The organism is Pseudomonas sp. 4CAES_32.4, assembly GCF_058136335.1.
The window spans coordinates 2,786,493-2,804,627 of sequence record NZ_CM176882.1 but is presented as its reverse complement, the minus strand read 5'-3'; the positions used below and the strand labels follow the sequence as shown (position 1 = coordinate 2,804,627).

Below are 18,135 nucleotides of genomic sequence, written 5' to 3'. Positions count from 1 at the left end.
CCTGCTGGCGATGGGGCTATCAGCCCCGGTGCATTATCTGGATTCGGACTGGCCTCTCACAGGGAACATGTGAACGCCACAAATCCCCTGTGGGAGCCAGCCCTGCTGGCGATGGGGCTATTAGCCCCGGTGCATTATTTGGATTCGGACTTCAGCTTCAGGTACATCTGGTGCATGTCCGTCGCCCAGCCATCGATCACGGCTTTGACATCATCGGCCTTCAAGGCCTGAGTGTCGTTTTCCAGCGGTTTGCCAGTGCCTTTGCGCACAACCTGAGCCACCACATGGTTGTTGGCGCCATCCATGAACACCGCTTCGGTGGCCAGCGTGGTCTCCTGATCGCGGATACCACTGGCGGTGCTGACTGCCGCAGCCACCAGTGCAATCGGGATCACTTCATAGGCGTGCAGGCCTTCGGTCTTGCTGCTCACGGCTGTGATCGCCGGACGCACCACGATCACGCCAGGCCCAGGCCCTGAGGCCAGTGGCAACGATTTGCTCAGCTCACGCTTGAGTGCCTGGTCGTAGTAGCTGGTGATGCCATTGAGGGTTTGCTGGGAAATTTTTGCGGTCGGTTGTGGTTTCGGATAGAGCTGGCTCGGTTCGACATACACGCTGCTGAATTTATTGATGTCGAGTTTCGGGTCCATCCAGCGCATCACCTCGGCACCGGACGGTGATTTGGCCTCCTTCAGTTGGCTGTAGTCTTTGAGGAAGCCCGAGTACTCTTTCGGGTCGACGGTTTTGCTGGAGCAACCCACTACGGCGAGGGTCGCAAAACACAGCGTGCCCATCATTACTGCTAGCTTCATGCTGTAACTCCTGTCAGGAAGGCCGAAAACTTTTTTGGAACGGGAGCTACAGGTATAGCTAAAACCTCAGCGTTTGCGATTGCAAATTACAAAATTCACGTAAGCCTGAGCGACAGATCACAACCGTCATTTGACAGACGCCGGCCATCCGGCAAAGCTGCATCGAGCTTGCACGCACGCCAGACGGCAAATGCACCTGGACCACGGAAGTCGTAATGCCCAAGCATAAAAATAAAGCAGTACAACCTGACCCTGATTCGTCGCAACCTTCATTTTCGAAATACCTGTTCCCGATCACCATCGGCGTGCTGCTGGCCGCCGTTGCCGGGATCGGCTGGTTTCTGTTCACCCCTGCGCCGACCACCGCGCCGAGCACCGTCCCCGCCGCTTCTGCACCTGCACCTGCACCTGCACCTGCACCTGCATCCGCAGCGGCCAAGCCACAACCGGTCGCGCTGAAACCGGCATCCATGGTCGATGAACAACAATGCCAGGGCTGTCACACCGAACAGGTCAAGGACTGGCAAGGCTCGCATCACCAATTGGCGATGCAACCGGCCAACGCCGAGACCATGCTTGGCGACTTCAATAACATCACCTTCAAAGCGGAAAACGAAACCACGCGGTTCTCGCGCAAGGGCGATGAATTCTGGGTGAATACCCCCGGCATCGACGGCAAGAATGCTGATTTCAAAGTCGCCTACACCTTCGGCATCGCGCCGCTGCAGCAGTATCTGATCGAAGTCGGTGAGGGTCGCTTGCAGGCGCTCGGCGTGGCGTGGGATACCGAGAAACATCGCTGGTTCCACCTCTACCCCGGCCAGGGCGTCAACTTCAAGAACCCGCTGCACTGGAGCAAGCCGAGCCAGAACGCCAACTTCATGTGCGTCGAGTGCCATACCACTGGTTTCAAGCGTAATTTCGACGCGGCGAGCAACACCTTCAACAGTCACTGGAACAGCCTCGGTGTCGGCTGTCAGGCCTGCCATGGTCCGGCGTCCAATCACCTGGAATGGACGCAGAAAAAAGGCGATCTGATTCACCTGGGTTTCGATGTCGATCTCAAGGACAAGAACGCCACTGTCGAGATCGAAACCTGCGCTCGCTGCCACGCGCGCCGTGCGCCGTTGGGCGACGGCTATACCGTCGGCAAGCGCTTGATGGACGATTACCTGCCGAGCACCCTCACCCGCGAACTGTACGCGCTGGACGGCAAGATCAAGGATGAGGTGTTCGAACACGGCTCGTTCCTGCAAAGCAAAATGTTCGACAAGGGCGTGCGCTGCAGCAACTGCCACAACCCGCACAGTAGCGAACTGAAAGCACCGGGCAACGCGGTGTGCCTGCAATGCCACAACACCGCCGGCAAGACTTCGGTCGAAGGCGTTGACGGCAAAGGCCTGCAAGCGAAGAACTACGATTCCATCGAACACACCCGCCACACCATGGGCCAGCCTGGCTCGCAGTGCGTGGATTGCCACATGCCCGGCAAGTTCTACATGGTCAACGACTTCCGCCATGACCACAGTTTCAGCATTCCCAACCCGGAACGCGCGCAGAAGCTCGGCACACCGGATGCCTGCCTCACTTGCCACCAGGGCAAAGCCGGCGACAAGGTCACCGCGCAGTTCAAGTTGTGGAGCGCTTCCACCGCGCCGCAAGCGCCACGTTATGACGAAAGCCTGTGGCTGATCCGCAACGGCCAGCCCGGCGCTGCGGATGCGTTGTATGCGCAGTTGCAGCGCAGCAACCTGCCGGCGATCCAACGGGCGACGTTGCTTGCAGAACTGCCGCTTTATCCAAGCGAACAGGCATTGAAACTGGCAACTCAGGATCTGAAAAATCCATCCCCCCAGGTTCGCGAAAGCGCCGTGCGGGCGATCAGCGCGTTCCTGCCGCCACCAGAGCGTGCGCCGTTGTTGGCGCCGCTGCTGGGTGACCCGGTGAAAGCCGTGCGCATCGTCGCGGCGCGGGATGTGCTCAGCGTCGCGCGCAATAACGGACTTGGCGCGGCGCAAGCCAACTGGGACGCGGCGATTGCCGAGTACGAAGACGTGCAGAAAAGTCTGCTGGAGCGCGCCGAGGCCAATCTGAATCTGGCGATGCTCTATCAGGCCAGTGGTCGCAGCGGCGAAGTTGAGGGCTTGCTGCGTTCAGCGCTGAAACGTGACCCGGACTTCTACCCGGCACTGGTGACGTTGGTGCAGTGGCTGGAAGCCAATGGTCGCGGGCAGGAAGCGCAGCAGTTGCTCGACGACAGCCTCAAGGAACACCCGGATGCCGCGCTATTGCAGCACACGCGCGGACTGTCGCTGATCCGCGCCGGCAAGACTGCGGAGGCCATGGCGCCGCTGAAAAAAGCCGCGCAACTGGAACCGCAGAACGCGCAGTACGGCTATGTGCTGGCCGTGGCGTTGCATGGCAATGGCAAGGTTGATGAAGCCTGCGCCATTCTCGAAGGTTTGCTCAAGGTACAACCGGCGAACCGCAATGCGCGGCTGTCGCTGATCCAGTGGTATCTCGACAGCGGGCAAGAGCCTAAAGCGCAGGTGCTGTTGCAGGGCTGGAAGAAGATGAATATGGGGGATCCGGCACTCAAATAAACTGAGAGGCCAGCACCGATCCCCTGTGGGAGCCAGCCCTGCTGGCGATGGCGGTGGGTCAGGCGGTGAAGATGCTGGCTGTGCTGGCCTAATCGCTAGCAGGGCTAGCTCCCACAGGGATTTGTGGTGTGTCCTGAATTGCCGGCATGCCACTAAACCTGTGGGAGCCAGCCCTGCTGGCGATGGCGGTGGGTCAGTTGATGAAGATGTTGGCTGTGCCGGCCCAATCGCTGGCAAGCCAGCTCCCACAGGGATTTGTGGTGTGTCCTGAATTGCCGGCATGCCACAAAACCTGTGGGAGCCAGCCCTGCTGGCGATGGCGGTGAATCAGCTATGAAAATGCTGGCCGTACCGGCCTAATCGCTAGCAGGGCTAGCTCCCACAGGGGGTTTCGGGGTGACTGAGATTGATGGCATTCCACAAAAGTGTGGGAGCCAGCCCTGCTGGCGATGGCGGTGGATCAGCTATGAAAATGCTGGCTGTGCTGGCCCAATCGCTGGCAAGCCAGCTCCCACAGGGATTTGTGGTGTGTCCTGAATTGCCGACATGCCACAAAACCTGTGGGAGCCAGCCCTGCTGGCGATGGCGGTGGGTCAGTTAGTGAAGATGCTGGCTGTGCTGGCCCAATCGCTGGCAAGCCAGCTCCCACAGGGATTTGTGGTGTGTCCAGAATTGCCGGCATGCCACAAAACCTGTGGGAGCCAGCCCTGCTGGCGATGGCGGTGGGTCAGTTAGTGAAGATGCTGGCAGTGCCGGCCCAATCGCTAGCAGGGCTAGCTCCCACAGGGATTTGTGGTGTGTTCTGAATTGCCGGCATGCCACAAAACCTGTGGGAGCCAGCCCTGCTGGCGATGGCGGTGGATCAGCTATGAAAATGCTGGCAGTGCCGGCCCAATCGCTAGCAGGGCTAGCTCCCACAGGGATTTGGGGTGTGTCCAGAATTGCCGGCATGCCACAAAACCTGTGGGAGCCAGCCCTGCTGGCGATGGCGGCGGGTCAGTTGATGAAGATGTTGGCTGTGCTGGCCCAATCGCTGGCAAGCCAGCTCCCACAGGGATTTGTGGGGTGACTGAGATTGATGGCATTCCACAAAAGTGTGGGAGCCAGCCCTGCTGGCGATGGCGGTGGATCAGCTATGAAAATGCTGGCTGTGCTGGCCCAATCGCTGGCAAGCCAGCTCCCACAGGGATTTGCGGTGTGTCCAGAATTGCCGGCATGCCACAAGACCTGTGGGAGCCAGCCCTGCTGGCGATGGCGGTGGGTCAGTTAGTGAAGATGCTGGCTGTGCCGGCCTAATCGCTAGCAGGGCCAGCTCCCACAGGGATTTGTGGTGTTGCTGGGATTGGGGGTGTCCCACAGGGTTTTGCAGGGTCACAAAATCCAGTGTGGGAGCAGTGCTCTGGTTTTCAACCTTACCAGGACGACGTCTCACCACTGCGCAACGCCATCTCGCGTCGGCTGTTGATGTGCATCGCTTTGATCAGCGACACCGTGCCCACCAGCAGAATCGCCGCGCCCAACAGGAAGTCGATGTTGTACAGCTGGAAGTCCTGCACCGGTCCGATCAGCAGCACCCGCACGATCGCGGCGCCGACCAGTGTGGCGAGGAAGTCGATCCCCGGTTCGTTGCGGTAGAACACCAACAGCAGCGGCAGGCAAAGCACCAGCAGGAGCATCAGCACGACCGCTTTGAACGAGCCCTTGCGCTCGACACTGAACGCGCATTCGTGCGGCCCGTACGCCTTGAAATCCTCGTCGCGAATCATCGAGGTCTTCTCGTTGATGTAGTCGACGCGGTTGTATTTCTGGATAGGCGTGAAGGTGTTGGACATCTCCATCAACGTGGTGATGTTCTTGAAGCGCAGGTCGATGCGCTCGCTGCCCTTGAGGTAATACAGCACCGGTTTGTAGCCGTAGCGATAAGTGTCGAAAGGGAATTCGGTGACCTGGCCCTGCACGCCGATCGGACGCGGTTCAAGTTCAGCGTAAGCACTTTTGTTGGTCGCGGAGAGATTGCGGCTCAGGGGCTGCACCTTGACCTGCTCAAGGAAAATCGGCGTGACGCCGTAAGACCACTGCAACGGTTCCAGGCGCAGGCGCAGTTCGTTGCGGGCCAGGTCGTAGCGGTTGAAAGTGCGCTCGGAGACCACCAGCGAACCGCTGAGCATGAACTCGCCGCGCAGGTTGTTAGTGACGCGCAAGGTCAGTTGATCCTTGCCCAGCAACGCCGCTTCGTTGGTCGGCGGCGTGCCGCACCACGCGGTACTTTCGCCGACACCGCCGAGCTGGCCGCCATTGTTCTCTTTGAATATATAAAAGTAACTGGCCCACAGCGTCACCATCAGCAGCAACGCTGTGAGACCGAGAATTTTTTTGCCCGGACTCACTGATCAGACTCCCTTCTTCGGTTCCATCGTCCAGCCGAAAACCCGCTGGCGAGGGCGACTCTACCAAAAGGCCACCATCGACCCAAGGGAAAATCCCCGTTTGGGCAGGCTTGTAAGGGTTTCCCTTGTTACCGCTGCTTTTCTGCAGGCTCACTCCTACAGTTTTTGACCGCACTATGGCGCTACAGCGCAGCACGCAACGGATTCACCTGAAGCGATAAAAACCATATCAGCACGCGGCAGCACGCCGCAGTCAGCACTCCCATCTGATCCGCACAAATCAACAATTCCTGAGCCTGTTTTGTTTCTGGCGCGGTTCCTACAGTGCAGCTCATGCCAGACCGGGTGGCCTGGCAAGACTTTGCAACCGTGGATGAACTGACCATGAGCACAGCAACAATCGGACAGGCTTACAACTACCAGGTCGTCCGCCAATTCGTCATCGCGACGATTTTCTGGGGTGTGGTGGGCATGGCGATGGGCGTTTTCATCGCCTCGCAACTGGTGTGGCCGGACATGAACCTCGACCTGCCGTGGACCACCTTCGGCCGACTGCGACCGCTGCACACCAGCCTGGTGATTTTCGGTTTCGCCGGGAGTGCGCAATTTGCCGCCAGTTACTACGCGGTGCAGCGCACCTGCCAGGTGCGGCTGTATTCCGACACCCTCGCCGCGTTCACCTTCTGGGGCTGGCAGTCGGTGATTGTGATCATGCTGGTCAGCCTGCCGCTGGGTTACACCACCACCAAGGAATACGCCGAGATCGAGTTCACCGGCGCGGTGTGGATGGCCGTCGTTTGGGTCGCCTACGCCATTGTTTTTTTTACCACCGTGGTACAGCGTAAGACCAAGCATATCTACGTCGGCAACTGGTTTTTCGGTGCGTTTATTCTGGTGATTGCCCTGCTGCACGTGGTCAATCACTTGTCGATTCCGGTGGGCTGGTTCAAGTCCTATCCGCTGTATTCCGGCGCCACCGATGCGATGGTGCAATGGTGGTACGGACACAACGCGGTCGGGTTTTTTCTGACCACGGGTTTTCTCGGGATGATGTATTACTTCGTGCCGAAACAGGTCAATCGCCCGGTGTATTCGTATCGGTTGTCGATCGTGCACTTCTGGGCGCTGATCACCCTGTACATCTGGGCTGGCCCGCACCATTTGCACTACACCGCGCTGCCGGACTGGGCGCAGTCGCTGGGCATGGCGATGTCGCTGATTCTGTTGGCGCCGAGCTGGGGCGGGATGATCAACGGCATGATGACCTTGTCCGGCGCCTGGCATAAGTTGCGCACCGATCCGATTTTGCGCTTCCTCGTGCTGTCGCTGGCGTTCTACGGCATGTCGACGTTCGAAGGGCCGATGATGGCGATCAAGACCGTCAACGCCCTCTCCCACTACACCGACTGGACCATCGGCCACGTGCACGCCGGAGCGTTGGGCTGGGTGGCAATGATCACCTTCGGCGCGACGTATCACATGGTGCCGAAAGTGTTTGGCCGCGAGCAGATGTACAGCACGCCGCTGATCAATTTGCACTTCTGGCTGGCGACCATCGGCACGGTGTTGTACATCGCCTCGATGTGGGTCAACGGCATCACTCAAGGCCTGATGTGGCGGGCCATCAACGAGGACGGCACGCTGACCTACTCGTTTGTCGAAGCGCTGCAGGCCAGTCATCCAGGGTTTATCGTGCGCTTTGCCGGCGGGGTGTTCTTCCTCACGGGGATGCTGTTGATGGCTTACAACGTGTGGCGCACGGTGCGGGTCGCCGACGTCGCGCTGGCCCACCGTGAAGCGCAGATCGCCTGAAGCAGGGAGCCGGTGATGATGGAAATTTTCTTCGATGCGCTGGGCGTGGTGTTTCTGTGGCTGGCGGTGGAGTACTGCTTGCGGCGGGAAACGGCGGACAGTCTGGATGAGGCCAGCATGGTGCCGTTTGCCGATGATCCGGAAGTGGCGCGGCGGGTGGAACTGGCCACGGGTAAAACCGTGAAAGCCGTGGCGCCGGAAGCGCCAAAACCGGGTTGGATCAACCTCGATATGTAAATCCCGGCCCCTGTAGGAGCTGCCGAAGGCTGCGATCTTTTGATCGTTCCCACGCTCTGCGTGGGAATGCAGCCCGGGACGCTCTGCGTCCCAAAAGCCGAACGCGGAGCGTCCGTAGAGGTATTCCCACGCGGAGCGTGGGAACGATCATTGCGAAAATCCTGGCGATCTAGGCGCGGTCGCGGGGGATCAGACTTTGCAGTTGCTGGGCCAGGAAATTCGCGTCGAAGGCAAACGTATCCGGGTCCTTCAGGCCATTGGTCTTGCGCCACTGCCACGCGCCGTCCGGCAGGCCCACCAGAGAAATGCTGCCATAGCGCGCCGCCGTCAGCCCCATCACCGCCAGCGAGATCTGTCCCGCGCTGCCCATCACATCCGGCACAAACTCCACCGGTTTGCCGGCAATGACAATGCTCAGTTTTTCGGTCTTGAAGGTCGATGTCTCAACCGGAGTGCTCGGCCCGAATGCGACGTAAGTTTCGCGGCTGACTTCCAGCAGATTGGGCGCCTGCACTGGCTCCAGCCATTGCTGAATATCCGCGAACAACCCGGTGATCCGTGTCGCCCAAATTTGCGACTGCGTTTCGAAAACCTGCTTCTTGTGCGCTTCGCTTTCGGCATAGTGACGAAGCATCTCGCCCAGTTGTTGAACGTCGCTCATTGCGGTGTGCCTCGGAAAGGATCCTGCGAAACACCATAGTGGCAGATCGGAGCTTCTCTGTACGGTCAGAAACACCATGACACTTGCGCGAAAGATCAGCGGTACAGTCAGTTGCTGCTGGTATCGCGCCGAAAACCGAAGGAAACTCCGGACAAACCTGAATTCTCGACACAGGTCATTTGCCCGAGGAAATCCAATGCGCACCATCGGCCTTATTGGCGGCATGAGCTGGGAGTCCAGCGCCGAATACTATCGACTCATCAATCAACAGGTCCGCGACCGCCTTGGTCCATTGCGTTCTGCACAACTGCTGATGCACAGCGTCGACTTCGGGCCGGTCGAACAGGCCCAGCACGCCGGGCGCTGGGACGATGCCGCGGCGATTCTGGTGGATGCCGCACGCAAGCTCGAGGCCGGTGGGGCCGAATGCGTGGTGCTGTGTACCAACACCATGCACAAGGTTGCCGGGCAGATTCAGGCGGCGATCAGTATTCCGTTTTTGCACATCGCCGAACCGGCAGCCCAGGCAGCGCTGGAGATCGACGCGCAGACAGTCGGCCTGCTTGGCACCGCGTTCACCATGGAACAGGACTTTCTCAAGCAACGCCTGATCGCTCAGGGTTTGACGGTTTTGGTGCCGGATGAGGCCGAACGCAAGGACGTGCACCGGATCATCTACGACGAACTCTGCGTCGGCGTAATCAGCGAGCAGTCGCGACAAATCTATCAACGGGTGATCGAATCCCTGACCGCCCGTGGCGCGCAGGCGATCATCCTCGGCTGCACGGAAATCGGCATGTTGATCAAACCCGAACACAGCGCCCTGCCCCTGCTCGACACCACCGAACTGCATGCGCAGTCGGCGGTGGCGTTCGCCTTGAACGACTGAGTCAGACGGTGGCGCGGCTGCGCAGACGGGCCATGCTCAGGGTGTCGACCCATTGCCCGTCGCGCACCGCGTAATCGCGTAACAGGCCTTCGGTCTCGAAACCGAATTTGCGGTAGAGACCGATGGCCGCTTCGTTGTCGGCGTACACCGTAAGCTCGACGCGGTGCAGGTTCATCCAGTTGTCGGCGACGTCGAGGGCGGCGGCCAACAGGGTCGAGCCGACACCTTTGCCCTGCCACGCAATTGCAACCGCCATGCCGAAACTGCCAGCGTGAGCGCGGCGTACCCGCGAATGGGCCTCAAGCCCGAGATTGCCGATCACCACACCTTGATGCAGCGCCACCAGTTTCACCGCGCGCTCGTTGTCCGCCAGCAGCCGTTGGCGCCAGACTTCAGCGGACTGAAACGGCATCTGCAACACCTGCCGCGCCACGGCCGGGTCGTTGTAGAGCGCAGTGATGCCCTCGACGTGGGATTCGTTGAAGCGTTCGAGGTGAATGGCGGGGTTGTGCTCAGGCATGGTTGATCCTTCCTGGATCGATGTGTGGCCGATCACTCTAAACCGCTGAACCTCTGTCTGGCGAGGATCAAAAATGTGGGAGCCAGCCCTGCTGGCGATAGCGGTGTGTCAGCCGACAATGATATTGAACATGACGCCGCCATCGCTAGCAGGGCTAGCTCCCACAGGGGATTAGCGGTGGCTCCGAGATCACTGACATCACACAAAACCTGTGGGAGCTGGCTTGCCAGCGATCGCGGTGTGTCAGTCACTCAAACCATTCCTGGCGTTCACTGAAGGTGTGGTGGATGAGTTCTATGAGAGTCTGCACCTCGGCGATCCCTTGCGACTCGGCATTCACCGCCAGCCACGCCTGCAATTGCATCGGCTCCTCGAACAGCCCTGGCAGCGCGATCAGGCCACGGTCGAAGCGACTCATGTACGCCGGCAGCAAACCGATGCAGGCGCTGCAGCGGATCATCTCCAGCATCAACTCATAGGATTGCATCTGCACCACGCCAGCCAGGCGCTGTTCGACCAGTTCGTTCCACGGGCGAAAGCTGTCGATCTGCCGGTCGTGCTGCCATTGCACGAGCATGAAATCGGCGAGGTCATCGGCGCTGTCCGGACGTGCGGTGACGCGCGAATAGCGTTTGGCGATGTGCGGCAGGTAATCCAGAGAGGCCAGTCGTTGCGGCGGGGAAACGGCAAACGTCGGGCCGGGATGCGGTGTGTCGCTGTGGGCCAGCCACAGGACGACATGGGCACTGACGGCGCGCAGTGACAATTCACTGTCGAGTGCGATGATCTCCAGGCGCACGCTGGCATTACGGCGCAGCAATGCGATCAAGTCGCGACCGAGGATGTCGTGCAGGATCGATTCGGCGACGGCCAGGCGAATCAGCGGCTGCTCGACCACCGGCAGTTTGCGTTCATTCGCCAGCGCGACCAGTCTGGCCTGCAATTGCTGGCCTTCGCGGGTCAGGCTCAAGGCGCTGCCCTGAAAGCTGAACAGCGAATGCTGCAGGTCGTGTTCAAGCTGCGCCAACTGTTTGCGCAGCAGGGTCGAACGCACGTTAAGGCTGCGCGCCGCTTGCATGAAGCAGCCGCAACGGGCGCTGACCAGGAAGTATTGCGCGACGTCGGCCTCAATCGTCGCGGCTTGCGCCAGCCAGGGTTCACTTTTGTCCTGAGACCAGCGGTAATCGGAGCTGCCCTGTCGTCCTGCGGGTTCGGTGAATGACATCGATGACTCCCTGTCGATCTTTGTTGTTTGATGGCTTCCAGCACTTTCAATTATTTTCTGAACCCAGTGGAGAACCCCTGTGGGAGCTGGCTTGCCAGCGATAGCGGTGTGTCAGTCAACTGTGAAGTTGGATGTGCCGACCTCATCGCTGGCAAGCCAGCTCCCACAGGTTTTGTGGTGAATCGGGTTACAGTTTTTCCTCGAGGACTTTGTTGAGCTCCGCGCCATCAATGCTCAGCGTCGCAGTGTTGAGCATGCCGTCCAGATACGCTTGGGCAATCTGCTCCTGACGCTGCGCCCGCAGCGCCTGGGTCAGTTGATCGCGCAGTTCATCCAGCGTCGCGGTGCGTGCCGGTTGTTGCTCGGTGAGTTTGATCACATGGAACCCGGCCGCACTTTGCACCGGATCGGACACCGCGCCGACCTTCAGCCGAGCCACAGCGCCGCGTACTTCCGGTACCAACTGCTGCAAGGGTTGCAGGCCCGTATCGCCACCCCGTTCGGCGGTCACCCGATCCTGCGAATACTGAGTGGCCAGCGCGGCAAATTCCGCCGGTGCCGACTGTGCTTTCTTGCTCAGCTCAAGCGCCTGCTTGCGCACTGCTTCAAGGCTCTGCGGATCATTGACGCCGAGGAAAATCTGACTGACCCGATACAGCGCCGGGGTCTGCCAGTTCGCCTTGCCAGCGTCATAGGCCTGCTGCAATTCGGCCGCACTCGGGTAATCCGCAGGCACTTCGCTGACCGAGCGCAAATAATCACGAAAGACAATCTGCTCGGTGGCTGCCCGAGTCTGCCGCGCAACCTCTGGGCGCTGCGCCCAACCCTGGGCGTCGGCCTGCTCCAGCACGGCTTTCTCGGCCAGACGCGTGCGAATCCAGCGCTCCAGCGCTTCGCGATTGCCGCGCAGTTGCTCGCGAGTTTCCGCCGGCACCGTCGCCAGCAACGCCTGCAACTCCTCAGGCGAAACCTGCTGATTGCCCAACCGCGCCACCGCCGGCCCCCCGGCAACCGCCGCCATTGGCGACGATTGCTGAGCGGCGACCGGGTCACTGCCCGGTCGCACCACCAGCGCCACGGCCACCACCAACAGCGCCACTGCTCCGGCGCCGATCACCATGGCAGGTTTTTTCACAGCGCGACTTCCTCTTGCTCGGCGACGGCGACTTTGGCGGTCTGCGCCGCACCGTTGCTCTGGGTGAAATCACGCAGGTAGACGATGAATTCCTGTAGCAGGCGATCCCACAATTCAAGGTTGCCGCGCAAGTGATCGTTGCTCACACCCGCCGCCACCACCACGTCCATTTCCATCACCAGAAACTCGCCCTGCAACGACAACCGCGCAAACCGGCGGCTCGCGTTCCACTGCTCGGCCACACCCTGCGGCAACTCACCCTGCACGCGCAGCGCACAGCTGAAAGTGAAATCGACGTAGCTGCCCTGCTCCACCGCCGGGTTGCCGAAACGCACGGCGTAGCCAATGCCCTGGCTGGCGCTGAGCAACTGGACAATGCCGTTCTGCTCGGTTTCGTTGACGCGATAACCCGCCGCTTGCAGGACTTCGGTCAGGGATTTTGGCGATACGTGGGTGATCAATTGAGTCATTGTTTCTTCCTTGTTCAACAGGCGTTTTAATCAGTGCGAGAGCGCGGCTTGCGGCGCGTCGAATTGAGTCTTGTAGAGCTCGTCACCAAACCCCTGGGCCAGTTCATCGAACTTGACCCGGGCACTGCCCGCGAAGGGCTGACGGATCTTCATCACCTCGGCCACGTCGATGTTTTCGTAGGCGCTGAGGATCTGTTTGGCGACGCCGTACATCTGCTGATTCTTGACTGAACATTGCTGCACTTGTGTGTCACGTTCTGCCAATTGCGCTTGAAGCTTAGACCGTTCTGCCTCTTTGGCACGGGCCATGACCAGCAAGTCGTCATAGGCCTTTTTGAACTTGCCGGTCTGCTCGGCGCTGGCCGCCACTTGCGCCTGGGCCTGGCTGTGCACGCTCTGCTGCTGCCCGGCGAGTTGCTCGGCAACGCCTTTGGCCTTGGCCAGTTCAGCGCTCAATTGCTTGATTTGCGCCTGCGCAGCCTTGGCTTCGTTTTGCGCCGCCAGTTGCGCAGCGCTGGCCTGGGCCTGCTGACTTTGCAGGGCCTGCAGCTGCTGAGCGGTGCTGCGCAATTGCGTGCGCAGGCGTTCTTCCATGCCTTCGGCGCTTGCCCCGGCGGCCACCAACATGCCGAGTCCAAGCCATAAACAGCGGATTTTCATCACCCTCTCCCGGCGCCTTAGAAGCGCGTGTTGATCTCAAGCTGCAAGACGTCGATGTCAAACGGCGCGCCGTACACCGCTTCGGTGCTCATCCAGCGACCGGTGGCGTAAACGTTCTTCGCCAGACCGTAGTTGCCGCCCATGAAATAGCCCTTGGCGTTGGTGCCGCCGAGGTGAAACGACGAATCGTTGAAGCCGTCCGGCAAGGCGTCCGGCTGGATGTATTTGTAGCCAGCGAACAGGTTCCAGTCGCCTTGCTTCTTCAGCTCCAGCGCGCTGCCGAGGGTGAACTGCACCATCCACGCATTGGCGCCGCTTTCGATGTTGCCGTTGCTGTCGAGGTTGTTGACGATCTGCCCGGCGGACCGTTTGCGCATGTCGCCTTCGTCGTAGCTGAGGTTGTGGATATAGTTGCCCTGGCTGCGCAGCTTGAAGTCATCAGGCAGGTCGGCGTCCCACACCACGTTGAGATCGAGCAGGTTGAATTCGGAGGCCAGGCCAACGTATTGCGGTTGCGGCGTGGTGCTCGGGTTGAGCGGGTTCGGCGTGATGTCACGCAGCAGGAACACGCTGTTGCCCTTCTGCATGAACGCTGTGCGGCTGCCGTCGCTGTCGCAACCCGGCGCGCCCGCCCACGGTTCACAGGGGCTGGAGCGTTCGCCCTGAATGTCGTCGAAGCGGTAGTAAGCCAACGCACCTTTCAAGCGGTTGTTGCTGTTGAACGCCCATTTGGCGCCGATTTGCGCACCGTACAGCCATTTGTTGTCGCTCTCTTCCTTGTCGAAACCGTTGCTGCTGGCGGTGTCGTTGGTGTAGTCCACCGGGAACGCGCCGACGGTGCCGAACACGCCCCAATCGCGGTTGAGCTTGTGGTCGAAAATCGCCGCAACGCCGTCGAAATTCAGGTCGTTGGAATAGAGCATGTCGGTGGACATGAACGGGTTGGCGAAGCGCCCGCCGGTCAGGGTCAACTCGTCCGTCGGCTTCCAGTTCAGGTAACCCTGATCGAGCCAGATGTCTTTCTTGGCGAAACCACCGCCGAGGCTTTGTGTGGTCGACACCGGGTTGTTGTCCGAGCCGGTGCCGATGCGAATGCCGGCGGTCCATTCCGGTGTAATTACCGCTTTCATGCCCAACCGTGCGCGAATACGGAACTGGTTGGTGCGGTCTTCGCGGGTGTTGAGCAGCGGCGGCAGGCTGGTGCTGCTGTTCGGGTTGACGTCGTACGGGCCGTTGTTGTTGAGCTTGGCGAAGTCGACGATTTCGTTGCTGTTGTTATCCGAGTAGTAGCGCGATTCGTCACGCAGACGAATGTCGCCGTCGAAACTGATGCGCGACGCCCAGTCCGGGAAGGTGTTGGGCGCGGCCCAGTTTTCCTGTTTGGCGGTGGCCATGACTTCGGCTTTGACCTGATCGCGGATCTGGTCACGCACTGCTGCCGGTACGTACTGCACGCGGACATCGCCCGGCGCGGCCACCGGTCCGGCAGCCACAGCGGTAGACGCCGCAGCCTGCTTGGCCTGCGCCGCTTCGTTCTGCGCCTGAGCGATCAGTGCGTCGGCCTTGTCCTGTTTCAAAATGCCCTGCTCGACCAGCAAGCGGATCAGATTGATCGTGGCGTTCTCCGAGGGCGCAGGCGCTGCCACGGCCTGACCGACCAGGGTCGCAATGACCATGCCGACCGCCAGGGACAATCGATTCACGTTGGAAATCATCTGCACACAACTCCTTTTGGCAAAGCTTTAATGCTTGGCAATAAATAGGTTGAATTAACCCGGACGCCGCCCCTGCAGGGACAGGCGCACAGGCAAGGTGATGGAGGCCGGAGGCCGTTCGCTCAGGGCCGGGGCACCGCGCAGCGCCGCCAGCACTTGCGTATCGATTTCGGGATTGCCGCTGGACTTGATCAGCTCGACCCGGGTGATCTCGCCGACGCTGCTCAGCCACACATCGGCCTGCAGCGAGAACGCGAGGTTGCGCAGCTCGGGGTTCTCGCGCAGCAAGCGCTGGAAGGTGAACGCCAGAAACTGGCTGTACGTGCCGGTGCCCAAACGTCCGCCGCCCGTGCCAGCCATGCCGCCGCCCTTGCCCGCGCCGATGTTGAACGCGTCGTTGCCGGACTGCGCATCGCCGTCCATCTGCATCGGGTTGGCCAGATCGTCCGCCGGTGATGGCGGCGCTTCTTCCTCAGGCTTGACCTCTTCGGGCTCAGGCGTCGGTTCCGGCTCGACGACTTTTTCTTCCACCGGGGTTTCCGGCTCCGGAGGTTTTTCTGGCGGCGGAGGTGGTGGTGGCGGCAACGGAATGATCGTCGGCACCTTCGGCGCTTCGCGGCGGATGCCACTCATGTCGTTGGCCCACTGCCAGAGAAACCACGCGGCGAGTGCGCCGATGAGCAATCCGGCGGCCCACTTCGCATAACGCAGCGCCGGTTTTTTCACCGGCAGCGGCTCGATCGGGAGTTGTGCGGTCATGACTCAGCCCTGACTCGGTTTGCCGGTCACGAGACCGACCTGGGACAGTTCGAGCCGGCGCAACAGATCCAGCACTTCGATGACTTTCTGGTACTGCACCGTCGCGTCCCCGCGCACGATCACCGGGAAATCCGGGCTCTGCGCCTTCTCGATCCGTAGGCGCTCTTCCAGCTCGGCCAACGTCACCGGGTAAGCGTCGAGGAACACCTGACCGCCGTCGTTGACCGAGATCGCCTTGGTCTTGGCCTCGGACAGCGACACCGAAGCGCTGGCCTTGGGCAGGTTGATCTGGATCCCCGAGACCTGCGCGGTGGCGGTGAGGATGAACATCACCAGCACCACCATCAGCACGTCGACCAGCGGGGTGATGTTGATGCTGTCCACCGCGGCATCTTCGTCATCGTCGTGGGAGGCATTTACAGACGCCATGTCAGTGCTCCTCAGGCCGGTACGGAGTGGTTGGCGTGATGGCCGCGCTGGTGCGACGCCTCACTGAACTGGCTCTCGCCGTGCATCTCCGCCAGCCGGGTGATGAACTCGTCGACGAACACGCGCATGTCGGCGCTGACTTCCTTGTTGCGGGTAATCAGGCGGTTGTAGCCAAACAGCGCCGGGATCGCGACGAACAGGCCCATGGCGGTTGCGAGCAACGCCGCAGCCATACCGGGAGCGATGGCGTTGATGTTGACGTCGCCGGCCATCGCCGTGCCGAGGAACACCACCATGATCCCCAGCACCGTGCCGAGCAGGCCGATGTACGGGCCGCCGGCGATGGCGTTGGACAGAGTCGAAAGTTTCGAACTGAGTTGCTGGTTTTCGCGGGTGCGCACGCCGTCCATCGAGCAGCGGATCGCTTCGATGGTCGCCGCTGAAACCGACGAGGTATCGGCGCCCTGCTCGCGCCGGGTGCGAATCTCTTTCACCGCCACCAAATACAGGCGCCACAGCGACGAATGCTGCAGGCGCTGGGCGAGTTGCGCGTCGTCGGCGAACATCTCCAGACGTGTGCCGACCTTGGCGAACTGCACGCGGAAATCTTCGTTGGCGGCGCTGACGCGGCTGAGGGTACGGTTCTTGCGCAGCATGATGATCCACGACTGGAACATCATCAGCACCAGCACGGCGATGATCACCCAGGCGTCGATTGGCACCGCGTTGAGCAGGAACCCGAGGCTGCCGAAGCCGAAACCGGACTGTTCTTCATCGACACCGTAGGCGACCAGTTTCGACTCGGCGCCTTGCGAGGTGGCGTCGGCCAGCAACAGCGGCGCGGGACGGGCGACTTTCGACAGGCGTAATTCATCGATAGCGCCCACAAACGGCTGGAACGGTCCTTCGTGCACGTCGGCGCCGATGGCCATGACCGAGTTGAAGGCCGGCATCGCCTGAGCGAGCGTGGCACCTTCGCGACCGTTGATGTACAGCGTGACTTCCGCACCTTCAGCGGTCAGCGCGACGTGCTGCCATTGGCCGGGGTTCAGCGCTTGTGTGGCAACGGCACGTTGGCCGTCGATTTCTACAAACGGCACACCTTGGTTCGCACCGACCAGCAGGCTATTGGCGCCTTCACGACGGGCGAGAATCAGTTGCTCGCCACTGGCCTGATCCAGACGCAACCAGGCACTGAAGGTGAAGGCACTGCCAGCGTTGTGTTGCAGCGATGGACTGGCTGGCAGCAACAAGGGCTGACCGCTGAACTGCAAGGCGCGCCCGACTACGCCATCAATCGCCGCACCGGTCGCACTTTGCGCGGTGTTGCCATAGGCGGTGGTGTCTTTGGCCGGGGTGCCAGTAGCGCCGTCGAAGTGATACAGCGCGGTGTAATTCGGATCGAAAGTCAGTTGGCCGTTGCCGGTCGCCGGGGCCTTTTGATTGCCGTAGTACATCCAGATGTCCTGACGCTGGCCGCCCTCGACATTCGGCACATCGACCCAGATCAACGCCATGCCCATCAGCGCGTCGAAGCTTTCGATCTGGTGGTTGAGCACGGTTTTGTCATCGGCGGCTACGAAGCGCAGATCAGAGCCGTCCTCTTTCACGCCGTCGAAGGTGAAGTTGCCGGTGTGCAGGCGCACCAGTAATGCGGTGCGGCCGAGGGCCTGATTGATGGCCGCACCCTGCGGCGTGGTGTCGACGGCGATCTGTTTGCGGTAGTGCCAGTCGTCCTGCCACCAGGCCTGGGCCGTGGCCGGGAGCACGAAGCCCAGGCAGATCAACAACGAAAGGAAGAGGCGCTGCATGAACGTGCTC

17 protein-coding genes are annotated in these 18,135 nt (G+C 60.7%); 5 read left to right on the top strand and 12 right to left on the bottom strand.

From position 1 onward, the window contains the following. Positions 1 to 134: 134 nt before the first annotated feature. Positions 135 to 812: a DUF3313 domain-containing protein gene (locus AC3Y64_RS12640; protein ID WP_158957467.1), complete on the bottom strand. Its 678-nt coding sequence runs from the start codon at positions 810 to 812 to the stop codon at positions 135 to 137. A 215-nt stretch (positions 813 to 1,027) separates the two neighbouring features. On the opposite strand from AC3Y64_RS12640, the gene AC3Y64_RS12635 reads away from it, so the two are divergent. Together AC3Y64_RS12635 and AC3Y64_RS12630 are read left to right on the top strand one after the other, a co-directional pair. Beyond that, positions 1,028 to 3,415: a tetratricopeptide repeat protein gene (locus tag AC3Y64_RS12635; protein ID WP_489987712.1), complete on the top strand. Its 2,388-nt coding sequence runs from the start codon at positions 1,028 to 1,030 to the stop codon at positions 3,413 to 3,415. A 931-nt stretch (positions 3,416 to 4,346) separates the two neighbouring features. After that, the gene (locus AC3Y64_RS12630) at positions 4,347 to 4,484 is read left to right on the top strand and encodes a hypothetical protein (RefSeq protein WP_489987711.1); all 138 of its coding nucleotides are present in this window, start codon (positions 4,347 to 4,349) and stop codon (positions 4,482 to 4,484) included. A gap of 343 nt (positions 4,485 to 4,827) precedes the next feature. Here AC3Y64_RS12630 and AC3Y64_RS12625 read toward each other — a convergent pair whose 3' ends face one another. Beyond that, positions 4,828 to 5,802: a hypothetical protein gene (locus AC3Y64_RS12625; RefSeq protein ID WP_489987710.1), complete on the bottom strand. Its 975-nt coding sequence runs from the start codon at positions 5,800 to 5,802 to the stop codon at positions 4,828 to 4,830. Between the two features lie 384 nt (positions 5,803 to 6,186). On the opposite strand from AC3Y64_RS12625, the gene ccoN reads away from it, so the two are divergent. Next, positions 6,187 to 7,614 carry a cytochrome-c oxidase, cbb3-type subunit I gene (gene ccoN, locus AC3Y64_RS12620; RefSeq protein WP_489987709.1) on the top strand — a complete coding sequence of 476 codons (1,428 nt, stop codon included), beginning with the start codon at positions 6,187 to 6,189 and terminating at the stop codon, positions 7,612 to 7,614. Positions 7,615 to 7,632: 18 nt separating this feature from the next. Next, positions 7,633 to 7,851 (top strand): cbb3-type cytochrome c oxidase subunit 3, encoded by a 219-nt coding sequence (locus tag AC3Y64_RS12615; protein WP_489987956.1) that lies wholly within the window; start codon positions 7,633 to 7,635, stop codon positions 7,849 to 7,851. A 169-nt stretch (positions 7,852 to 8,020) separates the two neighbouring features. Here the strand turns inward: AC3Y64_RS12615 and AC3Y64_RS12610 are convergent, their stop codons facing one another. Next, a complete protein-coding gene (locus AC3Y64_RS12610) occupies positions 8,021 to 8,512 on the bottom strand; it encodes a hypothetical protein (protein WP_489987708.1) in 492 nt (163 codons plus the stop codon). Positions 8,513 to 8,708: 196 nt separating this feature from the next. Here AC3Y64_RS12610 and AC3Y64_RS12605 point away from each other — a divergent pair, with 196 nt between their 5' ends. Continuing rightward, complete coding sequence (locus tag AC3Y64_RS12605) at positions 8,709 to 9,401, top strand: aspartate/glutamate racemase family protein (RefSeq protein ID WP_489987707.1); 693 nt, start codon at positions 8,709 to 8,711, stop codon at positions 9,399 to 9,401. 1 nt (position 9,402) lies between these two features. Here the strand turns inward: AC3Y64_RS12605 and AC3Y64_RS12600 are convergent, their stop codons facing one another. The 9 genes from AC3Y64_RS12600 to AC3Y64_RS12560 all read right to left on the bottom strand — a co-directional run bounded on the left by AC3Y64_RS12600 (position 9,403) and on the right by AC3Y64_RS12560 (position 18,125). Further along, the gene (locus AC3Y64_RS12600; protein WP_489987706.1) at positions 9,403 to 9,921 is read right to left on the bottom strand and encodes a GNAT family N-acetyltransferase; all 519 of its coding nucleotides are present in this window, start codon (positions 9,919 to 9,921) and stop codon (positions 9,403 to 9,405) included. A gap of 247 nt (positions 9,922 to 10,168) precedes the next feature. Further along, entirely contained in the window at positions 10,169 to 11,146 is a 978-nt protein-coding gene (locus AC3Y64_RS12595; RefSeq protein ID WP_489987705.1) for a LysR family transcriptional regulator, read from the bottom strand. Between the two features lie 187 nt (positions 11,147 to 11,333). Next, positions 11,334 to 12,281, bottom strand: coding sequence for a peptidylprolyl isomerase (locus AC3Y64_RS12590; RefSeq protein ID WP_489987704.1), 948 nt, complete (start codon positions 12,279 to 12,281; stop codon positions 11,334 to 11,336). Further along, positions 12,278 to 12,751, bottom strand: coding sequence for a YbjN domain-containing protein (locus tag AC3Y64_RS12585; RefSeq protein ID WP_489987703.1), 474 nt, complete (start codon positions 12,749 to 12,751; stop codon positions 12,278 to 12,280). Before AC3Y64_RS12585 ends, AC3Y64_RS12590 begins: the two co-directional genes overlap by 4 nt. 30 nt (positions 12,752 to 12,781) lie before the next feature. Then, positions 12,782 to 13,411 (bottom strand): DNA repair protein, encoded by a 630-nt coding sequence (locus tag AC3Y64_RS12580; protein WP_489987702.1) that lies wholly within the window; start codon positions 13,409 to 13,411, stop codon positions 12,782 to 12,784. A 17-nt stretch (positions 13,412 to 13,428) separates the two neighbouring features. Beyond that, positions 13,429 to 15,126, bottom strand: a complete 1,698-nt coding sequence (locus AC3Y64_RS12575) for a putative porin (protein WP_489987701.1) — start codon at positions 15,124 to 15,126, stop codon at positions 13,429 to 13,431. A 54-nt stretch (positions 15,127 to 15,180) separates the two neighbouring features. Next, on the bottom strand, positions 15,181 to 15,885 hold the full coding sequence (locus AC3Y64_RS12570; protein ID WP_489987700.1) for an energy transducer TonB family protein: 705 nt from the start codon (positions 15,883 to 15,885) through the stop codon (positions 15,181 to 15,183). A gap of 3 nt (positions 15,886 to 15,888) precedes the next feature. After that, on the bottom strand, positions 15,889 to 16,314 hold the full coding sequence (locus tag AC3Y64_RS12565) for an ExbD/TolR family protein (protein ID WP_007915482.1): 426 nt from the start codon (positions 16,312 to 16,314) through the stop codon (positions 15,889 to 15,891). 11 nt (positions 16,315 to 16,325) lie between these two features. Beyond that, the gene (locus tag AC3Y64_RS12560) at positions 16,326 to 18,125 is read right to left on the bottom strand and encodes a DUF2341 domain-containing protein (protein ID WP_489987699.1); all 1,800 of its coding nucleotides are present in this window, start codon (positions 18,123 to 18,125) and stop codon (positions 16,326 to 16,328) included. Positions 18,126 to 18,135: the final 10 nt, after the last annotated feature.